The organism is Candidatus Pseudothioglobus sp. Uisw_016 (genome assembly GCF_048087635.1).
GTDB lineage: Bacteria > Pseudomonadota > Gammaproteobacteria > PS1 > Pseudothioglobaceae > Pseudothioglobus.
On sequence record NZ_CP159806.1, the window covers coordinates 1,343,142 to 1,357,502 of the forward strand.

14 protein-coding genes are annotated in these 14,361 nt (G+C 34.6%); 5 read left to right on the forward strand and 9 right to left on the reverse strand.

Features of this window, described 5'->3' with window-relative positions:
* Position 1: 1 nt before the first annotated feature.
* Positions 2–1,822 (reverse strand): DNA primase, encoded by a 1,821-nt coding sequence (gene dnaG / locus ABXT69_RS06795; protein WP_416677556.1) that lies wholly within the window; start codon positions 1,820–1,822, stop codon positions 2–4.
* A gap of 42 nt (positions 1,823–1,864) precedes the next feature.
* On the opposite strand from dnaG, the gene ABXT69_RS06800 reads away from it, so the two are divergent.
* From ABXT69_RS06800 to ABXT69_RS06820, 5 genes are all read left to right on the forward strand, one after another.
* Entirely contained in the window at positions 1,865–2,770 is a 906-nt protein-coding gene (locus ABXT69_RS06800) for a lipid A biosynthesis acyltransferase (protein ID WP_416677557.1), read from the forward strand.
* Between the two features lie 81 nt (positions 2,771–2,851).
* Positions 2,852–3,112, forward strand: a complete 261-nt coding sequence (rpsO, locus tag ABXT69_RS06805; RefSeq protein WP_416651363.1) for a 30S ribosomal protein S15 — start codon at positions 2,852–2,854, stop codon at positions 3,110–3,112.
* Positions 3,113–3,183: 71 nt separating this feature from the next.
* Complete coding sequence (gene prfB, locus ABXT69_RS06810; RefSeq protein ID WP_416677558.1) at positions 3,184–4,278, forward strand: peptide chain release factor 2; 1,095 nt, start codon at positions 3,184–3,186, stop codon at positions 4,276–4,278.
* Positions 4,279–4,343: 65 nt separating this feature from the next.
* Positions 4,344–4,724 carry a phosphoribosyl-AMP cyclohydrolase gene (gene hisI, locus ABXT69_RS06815; protein WP_416677559.1) on the forward strand — a complete coding sequence of 127 codons (381 nt, stop codon included), beginning with the start codon at positions 4,344–4,346 and terminating at the stop codon, positions 4,722–4,724.
* Positions 4,717–5,034 carry a phosphoribosyl-ATP diphosphatase gene (locus tag ABXT69_RS06820; protein ID WP_416677560.1) on the forward strand — a complete coding sequence of 106 codons (318 nt, stop codon included), beginning with the start codon at positions 4,717–4,719 and terminating at the stop codon, positions 5,032–5,034. Before hisI ends, ABXT69_RS06820 begins: the two co-directional genes overlap by 8 nt.
* 1 nt (position 5,035) lies before the next feature.
* On the opposite strand, the gene ABXT69_RS06825 is transcribed toward ABXT69_RS06820, so the two are convergent.
* From ABXT69_RS06825 to ABXT69_RS06860, 8 genes are all read right to left on the reverse strand, one after another.
* Positions 5,036–5,623: an ANTAR domain-containing response regulator gene (locus ABXT69_RS06825; RefSeq protein WP_416677561.1), complete on the reverse strand. Its 588-nt coding sequence runs from the start codon at positions 5,621–5,623 to the stop codon at positions 5,036–5,038.
* A 61-nt stretch (positions 5,624–5,684) separates the two neighbouring features.
* Positions 5,685–7,586: a BRCT domain-containing protein gene (locus ABXT69_RS06830; RefSeq protein WP_416677563.1), complete on the reverse strand. Its 1,902-nt coding sequence runs from the start codon at positions 7,584–7,586 to the stop codon at positions 5,685–5,687.
* Positions 7,587–7,620: 34 nt separating this feature from the next.
* The gene (gene bamC, locus ABXT69_RS06835; protein WP_416677564.1) at positions 7,621–8,682 is read right to left on the reverse strand and encodes an outer membrane protein assembly factor BamC; all 1,062 of its coding nucleotides are present in this window, start codon (positions 8,680–8,682) and stop codon (positions 7,621–7,623) included.
* Positions 8,679–9,569, reverse strand: coding sequence for a 4-hydroxy-tetrahydrodipicolinate synthase (gene dapA, locus ABXT69_RS06840; RefSeq protein ID WP_416677565.1), 891 nt, complete (start codon positions 9,567–9,569; stop codon positions 8,679–8,681). Before dapA ends, bamC begins: the two co-directional genes overlap by 4 nt.
* Before the next feature lie 85 nt (positions 9,570–9,654).
* Positions 9,655–10,329, reverse strand: a complete 675-nt coding sequence (gene trmD / locus ABXT69_RS06845; RefSeq protein WP_416677567.1) for a tRNA (guanosine(37)-N1)-methyltransferase TrmD — start codon at positions 10,327–10,329, stop codon at positions 9,655–9,657.
* A 31-nt stretch (positions 10,330–10,360) separates the two neighbouring features.
* Positions 10,361–11,488: a succinyl-diaminopimelate desuccinylase gene (dapE, locus tag ABXT69_RS06850; RefSeq protein ID WP_416677569.1), complete on the reverse strand. Its 1,128-nt coding sequence runs from the start codon at positions 11,486–11,488 to the stop codon at positions 10,361–10,363.
* Positions 11,489–11,493: 5 nt separating this feature from the next.
* Positions 11,494–12,306 carry a c-type cytochrome biogenesis protein CcmI gene (ccmI, locus tag ABXT69_RS06855; RefSeq protein WP_416677570.1) on the reverse strand — a complete coding sequence of 271 codons (813 nt, stop codon included), beginning with the start codon at positions 12,304–12,306 and terminating at the stop codon, positions 11,494–11,496.
* Entirely contained in the window at positions 12,303–14,210 is a 1,908-nt protein-coding gene (locus ABXT69_RS06860; RefSeq protein ID WP_416677572.1) for a heme lyase CcmF/NrfE family subunit, read from the reverse strand. Before ABXT69_RS06860 ends, ccmI begins: the two co-directional genes overlap by 4 nt.
* Positions 14,211–14,361 lie beyond the last annotated feature (151 nt).

Consider the following 14,361-nt stretch of genomic DNA (forward strand, 5'->3'; position numbering starts at 1 on the left):
TTTACTTTTTAGATACTGGGTTAGCCTTACCTTTCATAATATTTTCCATAACAAGCTTTTCATCATCATGAGTTTTAGCTAAGAAAATAGAGGCTTTTGTTGATTTTCTTTCGTAGTATTTTTCTGCTGCCGTCAAAGTGTAGCCAAATTCTTCCTTGGCTTCATATTCACTTAAAAATGGTTCCATTACACTTAGCTCTTGAAGGCGAGAATACACTCTTTCTTTAGACTTAAAGGGCGCCAATAAACCATCCTTTGAAAGGTCAGACTCAACCTGAGCATATCTTATCAATTCAACCAATACTTCTGACTTAGGAAGATTTCTTACCCTTTCCTCAATAACACTTAAGGATTCAGGATCATTTACAATTGTTGGATAATTAATGACGCATGAAATCATTCTTGACATAAGGCTTTTCATGCTTGAAGAGCGTGTAACAACTATATTATTTCGAATTGGCCTATATGGTGGCTCAATTTCATCATAATCATCTGCATTAAACGTTGGCATCTCGTCAATAACACTTTGCTCTATAGCTTTTTCAACCTGAACAACATTCTGCCCAATAGTTTGGGCAACACCTTCAATTAATTGCTGGCGGTATATTGGATAAGTAACTAAGTTAATTAAAGCAGCAGATTTTTCTAAAAACAAGGTTTTTCCTTCAATTGTATTAAAGGGAACTTCTGATTTTATATGGTCAAATAAAAAACTAGATAAAGTCTGAGACTCCTCTACCCTGTTGGTAAAAGATTTTACTGACTCACTTTTTATTAATGTATCTGGATCCTCTCCATCAGGCAATAATAAAAACTTAATAAGGAGTCCTGAAGTTATTACTGGCAAAGAAGTTTTTAAAGCTTTCCAAGCTGCATCTCTTCCAGCTTTATCACCATCAAAACAAAAAATAATTGCCTCCGCTGAGCGAGATAAAACTTGCAAATGAGCTGGGGTAGTTGCAGTTCCAAGAGTAGCAACAACGTTCGTTATGCCTTGTTGATGAAGAGCAATCACGTCCATGTAACCCTCTACAACTATAATATAATCAATACGCCTACTATGCTTTCTGCAGTGATAGAGGCCATAGAGTTCTTTTGATTTTGAGAATAAAGGGGTTTCAGGTGAATTAAGATACTTTGGGTTATCCTTGCTTGATAGGACTCTTCCACCAAAACCTATAACATTGCCTTTGGTATTATGTATTGGAAACATTAATCGATCGCGAAACCGATCATAGAAGTCATCTTTCTTATCTTTTTTTGGAACTAACATCCCCATTGTCAGGAGATCCTGAATTGCTTCATGATTATCTTTAAAAGCATCATAAAGATTAGTCCAGCCAGGAGGTGCAAATCCAAGCTCAAATCTTTTAGCTATAGTGCCGCTAATGCCTCTATTTTTTGCATAATCGACTACCTTCTTTTTCGCTGCAGATTGTTTTAATTGATTTTGATAAAATTCGCTAAGCTCTAACATCAGTTTATTGTATCGCTCAAACCTCTTATCAACAGGTTTAGCAGTCTGGTCATATACAACTGAAACTCCTGATTCTCCTGCAACTGTTTCAATGGCCTCAACAAAGGCTAAATGATCATACTTCATTATAAAATCAATTACACCACCACTTTCACCACAGCCAAAACAGTGGTATATTTGCTTATTAGGGACGACCGTGAATGATGGAGTTTTTTCTTCATGGAAGGGACAGCATGCCTTGAAATCCTTCCCAGCCTTTTTTAAAGCGACTCTCTTATTAATTAGGCCGACAATATCTACCCTATTGGGCAAATCATTGATAAAATCTCTGTCAATAAAAGGCATAATTTATATGTTAATCTTTAGTTTCATTTTATTTTTATTTTAATGTTAAACATCAAATTTATTCACCCTAAATTTTTTCCAACTTGGATTTTAATTTTGCTAATGCGAATTGGAGTGTTTATTCCTTTTAGCGCCCAAGTAATTATTGGCAGGACAATAGGTAAAGTAATGTACCCATTAATGTCAAAATTACGCTCAACTGCTTATTCCAACATATCTCATTGCTTTCCTGAAAAAAAACAATCACAAGTTAATGCTTTAGTTAAAAGCCACTTTGAAGCAATAGGCATAAGTCTATTTGAAACTGCAAATGCATATTATGCTAGTGATAAAAAAATTATTAAACTATTAACAACTAAAAATGAGCATTTTTTTAAAGATGCACTTAAACAAGAAGGAGGGATTATCCTTCTTTGTGCTCATTTTATGCCCCTTATGTTAGGCAGCCGTGCCCTTCTTATTAATCACACAATTGCCAATATTTATAGGCCTCAAAACAATAAACTGTTTGATCAGGCTATGGTCAAAGGATATAAAAACCATGGCGCTGTAATGATTAAAAGTACGGATACAAGGTCAATCGTAAAAGCCATAAATAATAGTCTTCCAATTTGGTATGCGCCTGATCAAGATCTTGGCGAAAAAAATAGTGTATTTGCCCAATTATTTGGAATTCCAACAGCCACTGCTACTGCAACGGCTAGGCTGGCTAAAAATAATAATACTAGGGTCATCCCATACAGTTTTATAAGAACCAAAAAGGGATATGAAATGTCATTTGAAGAGCAGCTACAAAACTTTCCATCTAATAATCCAGTTGATGATGCGACAACTACAAATATGATTCTTGAAAAACAAATAAAAAAAACACCTGAGCAATACTTATGGATTCATCGCCGATTTAAAACAAGGCCAGAAGGGGCTAAAAACTTCTATAAAAGTAATTAATAATATTTCATTAGAAATACAACAATTAAATAAAATAGAGTATAATTACATTCTTAAATTTTGTCACATACAGCGTTAATTATGTCAATCGATACACAAGCTATTATTAAAGAATATCAAAACGACTCAACTGATACGGGGTCTGTCAATGTCCAAGTTGCCCTTCTAACAGCAAGAATTAAGCATTTAACTGAGCATTTTAAAACACATAAAAAAGATCACCACTCAAGAAGAGGGCTTTTGCGTTTAGTTTCTCAGCGTAAAAAACTACTAGCCTATGCTAGAACTAATGATGTAACTACGTATTCAAATTTAATTTCGCGACTAGGCCTTAGAAAATAAATATTTACGTGAAATAAATTCAAGCCCCTATTTTGGGGCTTTTTTATTACTTGTAGCAGTAAAATAAAGCTATGGAACTTTCTGCAAATTATCAAAAAATAGCTGAACTGATTGAACGGTCAAGTACTTTAGCAGAACATTTGGCTGTTGATGAAAAGATTGAGCGCCTGGAAGAAGTTAAGTTAGAGCTAGAAAATCCTGAAATATGGTCAGAACCTGAAAAGGCACAAGCATTGGGCAAAGAAAAGGTCGATCTTGAAAACCTTTGTGAAGTTTTTTCTCACTCATCAAGTATTTTAAATGATGCTAAAGAACTCCTTGAGATGGCTGAAGCTGAAAATGACTCAAAGACAGTTAATGGACTCGTTTCAGATTTAAATGAAATAGAAGAATCATTAGCATCATATGAATTTAGAAGAATGTTTAGTGGCAATATGGATCAAAATTCTGCATACCTAGATATTCAATCTGGATCTGGAGGAACAGAGGCCCAAGACTGGGCTGAAATGATTTTAAGAATGTATTTAAGATGGGGTGATAAACATAATTTTAAAGTTAAGTTAATGGAGGTTTCAGCTGGAGAAGTTGCTGGAATTAAATCTGCAACTATTCACTTTGATGGTGACTATGCATTTGGCTGGCTAAGAAGTGAAATAGGCATCCATAGGCTAGTTAGAAAATCTCCATATAATGCAAATGGAAAAAGGCATACCTCATTTTCTTCAGTTTTTGTGTCCCCAGAAATTGATGACAATATTGAAATAGATATAAACCCCTCTGACCTTCGAATTGATACTTACCGCGCTTCTGGTGCAGGTGGTCAGCATGTTAATAAAACTGAATCTGCTGTTAGAATTTCACATTTACCAACTTCAACAGTTGTTCAATGTCAAGATGGGAGATCGCAACATGCTAATAAAGATCAGGCAATGAAACAATTAAAATCTAAACTATACGAGCTTGAAATGCAAAAAAGGAACAGTGAGAAGCAGGATGTTGAAGATTTAAAGTCAGATATTGGCTGGGGACATCAAATACGCTCATACGTTCTTGACCAGTCTCGTATTAAGGATTTAAGAACAGGTGTCGAAAGTAGTAATACTCAGGATGTACTCGATGGTAATTTAGATCAATTTATAGTAGCAAGCCTAAAAGCAGGCCTATAAAAATAAACCTTCATTGATTTACATTGCATTGGTAAAATTGTTATTAAACAAATTAATGCTAAACAATGAAATCCCTAGATAAAATTCAGTTTAATGAAAATGGACTAGTTCCCGTAATTACTCAGGACTTTTCATCTTCTGAAATTTTAATGATGGCGTGGATGAATAAAGAAGCGCTGTCTTTAACTGTAAAAACGAAAAAAGCAGTCTATTTTTCAAGGTCTAGAAAAAAACTTTGGTTTAAAGGTGAAGAGTCTGGCCATAGTCAAGATATAGTTGAGATTTATACAGACTGTGATCAAGATGTTATTTTGCTTAAGGTAAGTCAACAAGGAGGTATTGCTTGTCATACAGGCCGTGCTAATTGTTTTTTTAATAAACTTGAAAATAATGAATGGCAAAGTATCTCAGAGGTCATAAAGGATCCAAAGGAAATCTATGGATAACATGCTTTTAGCTTTAGAAAAAATACTTGAAGAACGAAAATCATCCTCAGAAGATAAATCTTATGTTTCTTCTTTATATCGTCAAGGAACAAATAAAATCCTAGAAAAGATTAGCGAAGAATCAGATGAAGTTATTAAAGCTACCAAAGAAGAGGGAAAGGAAGAAGTTATTCATGAGGTAGCAGACCTTTGGTTTCACTTGTTAGTTCTACTGCGTCATGAAAATATTTCACTTGAAGAGGTTGAATTAGAATTAGCCTCTCGTTTTGGCATATCTGGTCATCAAGAGAAAGCTTCTAGAAATAAATAGATTATTGTATTAGCTCAAAAGCACTTATAATTCCATCGGCTACGTCAGTAATTCTTTTATTTTTGTCCATAGCCATCTTCCGAATAGACTGATAGGCTTCATCTTCAGTTATTTTTTTATGCTTCATCAGTAAACCTTTAGCTTTTTCAACTGCTTTTCTCTCAGCTAACTGATTTCTAGTAGCATCTAACTCATCTTTCAGTGCTTGAAACTCTCTAAAACGGGCAATTGCAACATCAATAATCGGCTGCACTCGTTTTTCCTCAAGACCATCAACAATATATGCATTAACTCCTGACTTAATAGCAGTACCAGCCATATGATCTTCTGAACTTTCTGTAAACATTACAATAGGCTTAGGTTTAGTTTTATTAACATCCCTCAAGTTAGCAAAAACAGCCTCATCTGGAATATCTGCATTGACAATGACAACATCAGCATGGGTAATTTCATTACTTGTTGCAAGATTAACACTCCCCTCTAACCGAGAGATAACTTCATGACCTTTGTCTTGAAGTGCACGTCTAAGAATCGCAGATCGCCCCATATTCTCATCAACTAATATAATTTTTAACGCTGTTTGTTTCATTAAAATTTTAAATTTATTTTGGTTGGCTGGTAATATACCTCATTGAACTCATGTTTCATATTTAATTAGAGTTTAGTAGTTTTAAATATTCTGCTTCCGTAAGAATTTCAACCTGATGAGTTTTGGCATCTTTAATTTTTGATTGGCCAACATTTTCACCAATAATTAAAAAATCAGTTTTTGAACTAACACTCCTTCCAACATTCACACCGAAAGTTTTGGCTTGTTTTTGAAGCTCAGCCCTAGATTCACTCATTGTTCCAGTAAAAACAATTTTTTTACTATTAAAAGGACTATGACTTTGATTAATTTCAGTATTTAAAAGTGTTTGCTCTAATTCAAAACCTTCTGAAATCAAAATCTCATATTGAGGCTTAATTAAAATTAAGCCATCGAAAATTAACTCTGCAGTTATTTCAGCAAAGCCATCAATATTTGAAATATCTTTTACGGACAAATCAAAAATTTTTTCGACTGAATAATTTCTTAGTAAATTTTCACAGTTTCCCATTCCAAGTCTTTGGACCCCAAAAGCAGCCAAAAACCTCCAGTCTTCAATACTTTCTTTTCTTGATCTAATGAGCTGATTAATTAAATTATGAGAGGTTTTTTCACCAAAACCCATAGACATTAATTTAGCTTCATTTAGAAGGTAAATATCACTTACTTGACGAATACCTTCAGCGTATAGTTTTTGAATTGTAGCTTGTCCAAACCCATCATTATTTGCAAGAATCTGAAAAAAATATATTATTTTTCCAGTAATTTGTTCTGGACATTTTTCATGGTTGAGGCACATTAAGAAATCTGAATCCCAGCTTAATTTATGCCCACAACTGGGGCAGTTAGTTGGAATATCTACTTCAGCCTTTTTCAAAACTTTGTTAATCTTTGGAATTACTAACCCACTACGAGTAAGTTCAATGACACTTCCAGCCCCTAATCCTTGGTCTTTCACAAGGCCATAATGATGGCCAGTAGCACGATAAATTGTTGCACCACTAAGTTGAGTTGGCTCTAATTCAGCAACAGGTGTTATCTTGCCCGTTCTCCCAACTTGAGCAGTTATTGATAGAACCTTAACTTGGGCTTTTTCTTTATTTTCTTTAAAGGCAATTTGCCAGCGGTGAAATTTACGGTTTGAGCCCATATGCGTTTTAAGCTCGGGGTTTACTATTTCAAATACCACTCCATCTATATCAAAATCAACTCCACCTTCAAGCTGACTTACAATATCAAGAAATTGCTTCCTGAATTCATTTATGCCTCCAAGCCAATGAGGTAATTGGTTAAATGGAACAAATAAAGCAGCTTTAGCGCTAATTGCATCGATAGCAAGTTTGTCTAATTCTTTTTCTTTAATCAGACTAGCCTGAAAATTTCTTGGGTATTCAAAATGATTACTAAGGTATTTTTCAAAATAGCTACGCTTAACAACTATTTCTCCAGGCCCTTGTCCTCTTTCACTGTTATTAAAAACTCCAAGCCCTCTTTCAAAAACTCTACTTATATCACTTCCTTTATTGCCATCACCTCTTGTATAAAGCTTATTACCATCATCGTAGCCTGCAAAACCGTCCAACTTAGCAGTTCCTTTTATTTGAATATCTGCGAGCAAATAATTAATTTCACTTGAAAATTTAGTAATTCTTTCAAGCCATTTATTTACTTCTTCCCAACTATAAGCTTTGTCTGTTGATAGCATCTTTTGCGGTAGTTTAATTTTATCTTCTGAGAAACCCTTAATCTCATCTTCAACTTTTTTTAAAAATGGGTGATTTGGAAGTCTCTTAGCTAGCTCATTAAGAAAAATAAAATCATAATTCTCATCACTTATAATTGGACTTCCAATTCGATATCTTTGATTTGCGATAATGCAAAACTCTATCAGAACCTCATCTGATAAATCACTAACCAAAGAAATTTGGCTAGCGATATCTTTAATTATTTGATTTGAAAGCATGATTTATTAAAATCTAGCTAGAGTTAAAAAATATTTAAAACTTCAATGCAATTTGATTGAAAAGTTCGATACTATAGTCAATTATATCTTGTTCATTCTCTTCACTCAAGTCTACAAAAATCACAGTGGATTGAGATTCCCCAACTTCTTTGATAATTAATTGATAAGTCGTATCTTTATCCATAGAGCCTAATATCTTAGAGAAAAAACCTTTATTAGGATTAACTTTAATCAAAAAACTTCCTTCAAGAGAATCTCTATCTTGAACATCAATACCTAATTCATCCAGTGACCAACCGAGATAGCTCCAGGATTGTTTTTTATCATAAGGAAGAACTAATACTGCATATCCAGATTCAGAAGTAACTACTGATGAAGATGGGCCATCTGATGCAATATTAGCTTCTATATTACTGATAGCTTCCATTCTATCACTACCTAAAAAAACCATAAGCTTTAAAAGCATCTCCGTCTCAAGCTCAACATCTTTATCCCTAGGTTGCCAAACCCTTACTGCCCCAGAAACAACTTCACCAATTGATGAAAGAGTCAAATAGACTTCAGATTTATTTTGACCCTCAATGGGCTCAATTCGAATACGGTATTTATCAGCAATTGGAAGTCCATATTTAGTTTTTAAAACTTTTGCTATATTGGCACGGATTACACCAAGAGATTTATCAGGAACTTTTGTATCTATTTCTAGGTAATCAGTCTCTAAAATACCAATTTTTTGATTTTCTTTTTCTATTTTAAAGTTATATGATCTAAAAAATTCTTTAGAAAGATTCCACACTTCACTTGGAGGTAGATCTACAATAAGCCAGCGACGATACTTATCTCGCATTACTTCAACATTTTGAACTTTTTTAATGATATTTTCATTATTACTAACTTCAGTAACTTCTGAAAATTCTCCCTGAAAGCTAGGTTTAGTGAGGTCTGGAGGGATTACTAGAGAATCCACTTTGTCATCAGCCTGATAATTTACAACACGACTCCCCAAGCCTACTTTCTTTAATGGATCTGTAATTTTTGAACAACCTACCACCAATAAGCTAATTAAAATAAGAGTTAAATAATTGATATTTTTCATACTAAGTCTAGTTCCTTTAAGTCATGCTCAATAATTGATTTAAACTCATTAGATAATTCCAGCAAAGGAAGTCTAATGCCTTTGTCACATTTTCCCATCTTATGAAGAGCCCATTTAACAGGAATTGGATTAGCCTCTAAAAATAAATTTTTATGAAAATTTTCTAGATTAGAGTTCAAATTTTTAGCCAGATCTGTATTTCCAGCAATTACTGATAAATAAACTTTTTGAAGCTCTTTTGGAACAATATTAGCAGTTACTGAAATTCCACCATGACCACCTGCAATGAGAAAATCAACTGCTGTAGCATCATCTCCAGTTAGCAATAAAAAATCTTCAGGGCACTTTTCAACCAACTGCTTAATCACTGAGAGGTCACCAGTTGCATCCTTAATTCCAATAATATTGGAAATTTCAGATAGCCTAGAAATTACATCTACAGACATATCAACTGCAGTCCTTCCAGGGACATTATAAAGAATTTGATCAATATTAACACTTTCTGCTATCAACCTGAAGTGCTGAAATAGTCCCTCTTGGGTTGGTTTATTATAATATGGGGTAACTAATAGACAAGCATCAGCACCTAAATTTTTTGCCTCTTGAGTAAGTTCAATAGCCTCAGATGTAGAATTTGCACCTGTACCTGCAATAATTGGAATTCTTTTCGCAGCATATTTAACTGTGTGATTAATTATCTTTAAATGCTCCTTTACGCCCACAGTTGCTGACTCACCAGTAGTCCCAACAGAAACAATTGAACTTGTTCCTGAATCAACATGAAAATCAATTAAAAGATTGAGCGATTCATAGTCTACAGCTCCATCAGCAAACATTGGAGTAATTAATGCAACATTTGAGCCTATAAAAGAGTGATTTTTATTCATTAAGAGATTGATTCAAAATATAGCTGAAATTATATACGATTGGCCTTGTAATAACAATTCTACTATAGACTTTATAACAGTAGATTTACTTTATTAAAAGGTCAGGTCTTTTTTGCTTAGTTTTTTTATTTGACTGTTCATGGCGCCATGCATCTATTTTAGCTTGGTTTCCACTTAATAATACACTTGGAACTGATTGACCATCAATAGTTTCTGGTCTTGTATAGTGAGGGTGATCAAGTAAATTATCAGTAAATGAGTCCTTTAATGAATCCTCATTTCCTAAAACATTAGGCAAACGACGACTTACAGAATCAATTAATACCATAGCAGCTAACTCGCCACCACTAATAACGTAGTCTCCAATAGAAACTTCATAGTCAATATCATTTTCTATAATTCTCTCATCCACCCCCTCATATCGCCCACAAAGCAGAGTTAATGAATCAAAGGATGACAATTTTTCAACTAAACTTTGATTTAATGCTTGGCCTTGAGGTGACAAATAAATGACTTTAGTTTCTGGAGTCTGTTCTTTAATCTTTACAATACAATCCCTAATTGGCTTTACTTGCATTACCATTCCACCACCACCACCATAGGGCTTATCATCAATATTTTTGTATTTATTAGAGCTGAAGTCTCTAAGCTGCCATTCGCTAATTGAGATAATCGACTTCTTTATTGCTCTTGCAACAATGCCTTCATTTTTAATCGCAGAAAACATTTCAGGGAAAAGAGTGATAATTTCGAATTTCATTTATTAACCTGTAGCACTATTAATAACAAGGCTAGACCAATAGATTAGTTAAAATTTGTGAATAAATTTTGGTCAGATCATCTAAGTCTTGAACCAAAACTGATTCATTAATCTGATGAATTGTTGCATTAATAGGACCAAGCTCAACAACCTGGGTTCCTTTTTGTGCAATAAATCGACCATCAGAAGTACCTCCAGAGGTTGAAAGTTCTGGCTTAATCGATTTTATTTTTTGAATTGCATCAACACATGCAGAGACTAAGACTCCTTGTGGAGTTAAAAATGGGTAGCCTGAATGCGACCAATCAATAGAATAATTAAGTTTATGGCTATCTAAAATATCATTTACTTTTTTCTGAAGCTCTTCTTTTGAAGTTTCTGTTGAATACCTAAAGTTAAACATTATTTCTACTTCACCAGGTATTACATTTGTTACTCTCGAGCCAGAATGGATATTTGAAATTTGAAATGAAGTGGCTGGGAAGTAATCATTACCATTGTCCCATTGCTGCTGACATAAATCATTCAGCGCTGAAGTCATAAGATGATTAGGATTTTTTGCAAGATGTGGATATGCAATATGCCCTTGCTTTCCTTTTATAGTTAAAAGGCCATTTAACGAGCCCCTTCTTCCATTTTTTATAACATCTCCAAGCACTGAAGTGGATGATGGCTCACCAAGCAAACAATAATCTATTTTCTGATCAAGGCTTTTAAGATAATCCATCACTTTAACCGTTCCATTAACAGCAACTCCCTCCTCATCAGAGGTAATTAAAAATGCAAGAGTTCCTTTGTGATTAGGGTTTTTTTCAATAAAGTTTTCTGTTGCCACAAGCATCGAAGCCAAGCCTCCTTTCATGTCAGCTGCGCCCCTACCAAATAAGAGTCCATCTTTTACTGTTGGCTCGAAAGGAGGTGTTTTCCACGCTGCATCATCTCCAGCGGGAACGACATCAGTATGGCCCGCAAAAGAAAAGATTGGACTAGCATTTCCATGAGTAGCCCAAAAATTATCAACATCTCCAAATTTAAGAGGGTGAATCTTAAATCCAATTTTTTCAAGACGATCAATCATAATGGCCTGACATCCCTTATCAAAAGGAGTTACAGAAGGCCTACTTATAAGTGATTTTGCTAATTCTAATGTTTGACTCATGATGGCTATTTTACTTGTAAATTTAATACCGTATTAAGAGCCTCTTCGATAATATTTCTGTCAGGGTGAGTGTCTGGCATAAGATATAAAGCTTTTTGCCAGTATCCTATTGCTCCATCTAGGTCAGATTGATGAGCTGAAACAATGCCAGCAAAATACAGCACCTGAATTGATTGAGGGTCAAGACTTAGAGCCTTTTCAATTAAAGTTCTAGACTTACCATAAAACATGCCATCTTGATTCGCAGCAATAGCGCTAGCAAACTGAAGAAGTAAGTCAATATCATTTGGATTTAATTCAAACGCACTCTCAAAAGACCCAATTGCATCATCAACATTTCCAACACCAACTTGCGCTAGACCTAGCATTTTTAATGCTTGAAAATCATTTGGATTTTCAATTAAATAATCCTGTAATTTTTCAATACTTTCACTCATAGTCAAAGGCTCAGTTAAAGCAGCATCAGAATTTGGAATTATTTTTGGAGCCAGCTGAGAATAAACTAATAAAGATAAAATTCCAATGGATAAAACTATCAGAGCTAGCCATTTTAATGGCTCAATGGTTATATTTTTTGTAGGACTGGTTTTTAGCTCTGATGCTAAAGTGCTAATAATTTCTGACTCAGCTTGTTGATATTGAGCGCTCTCAATATGTCCTTGGTTAAAATCTATTTCAAGCTCAGCCTGCCTCTGTTTATTAATAGCTATATTTGAATCATCATCACTAAGGCTTGACTTCACTGGTCTATACAGAAACCATGCTAAAAATAAGCTAGATAAAACAATCATCAAAATAAATTGCCAGCTTAATATCATGACTTAGCTCTCACAAAATACCGCCGGTCAATTGCTGCAAAGAGAGCTCCAAGCGCAATCATCAGTCCGCCTAACCATATCCATCTCACCAGTGGCTTATAATAAATTCTTACGCTCCAGGCGCCGCCTTGCAAACCTTCACCTAAAGCTACATAGAGATCTCTAGTTATTGATGGATCAATTGATGCTTCCGTCATCGGCATGCCACTTTGGTAATATCTTTTCTCAGGAGCAAGCTGTGCAATTTTTTCTCCTTTACTATAAACACTAATGTCACCAATAAAACCTGAATAATTATCTTTCATATGAGGACTTACCCCGTTAAAGACAAAGTCATATCCTGCAATATTTTGAGACTCTCCAACATTCATTTTTATATCTTTTTCAATTCCTAGTTGTGTTGTTACTGTAGCCCCAAGAACAAATACTGCAATTCCAAGATGGGCAATTATCATCCCTATAAATGCAAATGAAAATTTTGATTTTGTCCTTATTCTTTTCGTTAATAAGATAATGACATGAAAGGTCACCCAGATAAAAAGGCCAATTGCAATTAACACATAAATATTGTTGGTAATTATAACTCTTGCAAGCAAGATTAATAAAGCGATACCAATCCAGTTTAGGCGCAGTAATGAAGTTAATCTAGATACGCTATCTTTCTTCCAGCGGACAAAAGGAAAGATAGCTAATGCTAAAACTCCTGGGAGCATAATTGGCACAAAAACTGCATTGAAATAAGGTGCACCCACTGATATTTTTCCAAGATTTAATGTATCAAGAATTAATGGATAAAGCGTCCCCAAAAGAACTGTAAACATTGCCGTAATAAGTAATATATTATTTATTAATAGTCCAGTTTCTCTTGACAATAAAGCAAATTGATTACTTTTTTGTAGTAAATGAGAGCGCCATGTGAATAGAACCAAAGAGCCACCAATAACAATAAATAAAAATAGCAAAATAAACAGTCCTCTTGTTGGGTCTGTTGCAAAAGCATGGACAGAAGTTAAAACTCCAGAGCGAACTAAAAAGGTTCCTAACAAACTTAATGAGAAGCCACCAATAGCTAAAAGAACTGTCCACTGCCTAAATGCGCCTCTCTTTTCACTAACACTTAATGAATGGATAAGCGCTGTCGCAACTAGCCAAGGCATAAACGATGCATTCTCTACAGGATCCCAGAACCACCATCCTCCCCAGCCAAGTTCGTAATACGCCCACCAACTGCCAAGCGTTATTCCAACCGTTAAAAAAGCCCATGAAATTAATGCCCATGGCCTCGTCCATCTGAGCCAAGTACTATCTAACTGGCCTCTGATTAATGCAGCCAATACAAAAGCAAACGGAACTGCTAATCCAACATACCCCATATAAAGCATAGGTGGATGAACCGCCAAACCAAAATCTTGGAGGAGTGGATTTAGCTCTCGGCCTTCTAATGGAGGAACTAGCAATCGCTCAAATGGATTCGATGTAAAAAGGAGAAAGAGTAGAAAGCCAAAACTTATAGCACCTAGAATTATGAGGATTTGATTTAATAAATCCGATGGAATTCGCTTGGAAAAAATACTAACTGAGATAGTCCATATTGAAAGCACAAAGACCCATAAAAGCAATGAGCCTTCATGAGCTCCCCAGACTGCAGATGCCTTAAATAATAATGGAAGCTGAGTATTTGAATTATCTGCAACGTACTTTACTGAAAAGTCATTTGTCAGGAATGCACTCATTAGAATAATAAAAGCAATAGCAATCCAAAAACCTTGTGCCCAAACTAATGGCTTTGCAAGTTGAGCAAGACTAGATTTATTCTGATAAAGACCTATTGATGGCAATACCATCAATAGCACAGAAAATATCAATGCAAGAACGAGGGAAAAGTGGCCAATTTCAATCAACATAAAGTTTTTTTTATTATGTTTTTAAGAGCTAATATTTTACAGGATTTCTAATGTTTATTCTTAATAGACATCACTTAAATTAAAGTAATTATGAATTAAGATTATATAATGACTGACTGGTCACTCATATAACAGTATATAATTAATTTTT

Coding starts and splice junctions, on each gene's coding strand:
- hisI (WP_416677559.1), top strand. CDS start 4,344: ATGAAATCCCTAGATAAAATTCAGTTTAATGAAAATGGACTAGTTCCC.
- ABXT69_RS06825 (WP_416677561.1), bottom strand. CDS start 5,623: ATGAAACAAACAGCGTTAAAAATTATATTAGTTGATGAGAATATGGGG.
- ABXT69_RS06800 (WP_416677557.1), top strand. CDS start 1,865: ATGTTAAACATCAAATTTATTCACCCTAAATTTTTTCCAACTTGGATT.
- dapA (WP_416677565.1), bottom strand. CDS start 9,569: ATGAATAAAAATCACTCTTTTATAGGCTCAAATGTTGCATTAATTACT.
- ccmI (WP_416677570.1), bottom strand. CDS start 12,306: ATGATATTAAGCTGGCAATTTATTTTGATGATTGTTTTATCTAGCTTA.
- dapE (WP_416677569.1), bottom strand. CDS start 11,488: ATGAGTCAAACATTAGAATTAGCAAAATCACTTATAAGTAGGCCTTCT.
- ABXT69_RS06820 (WP_416677560.1), top strand. CDS start 4,717: ATGGATAACATGCTTTTAGCTTTAGAAAAAATACTTGAAGAACGAAAA.
- trmD (WP_416677567.1), bottom strand. CDS start 10,329: ATGAAATTCGAAATTATCACTCTTTTCCCTGAAATGTTTTCTGCGATT.
- bamC (WP_416677564.1), bottom strand. CDS start 8,682: ATGAAAAATATCAATTATTTAACTCTTATTTTAATTAGCTTATTGGTG.
- ABXT69_RS06860 (WP_416677572.1), bottom strand. CDS start 14,210: ATGTTGATTGAAATTGGCCACTTTTCCCTCGTTCTTGCATTGATATTT.
- rpsO (WP_416651363.1), top strand. CDS start 2,852: ATGTCAATCGATACACAAGCTATTATTAAAGAATATCAAAACGACTCA.
- dnaG (WP_416677556.1), bottom strand. CDS start 1,822: ATGCCTTTTATTGACAGAGATTTTATCAATGATTTGCCCAATAGGGTA.
- prfB (WP_416677558.1), top strand. CDS start 3,184: ATGGAACTTTCTGCAAATTATCAAAAAATAGCTGAACTGATTGAACGG.
- ABXT69_RS06830 (WP_416677563.1), bottom strand. CDS start 7,586: ATGCTTTCAAATCAAATAATTAAAGATATCGCTAGCCAAATTTCTTTG.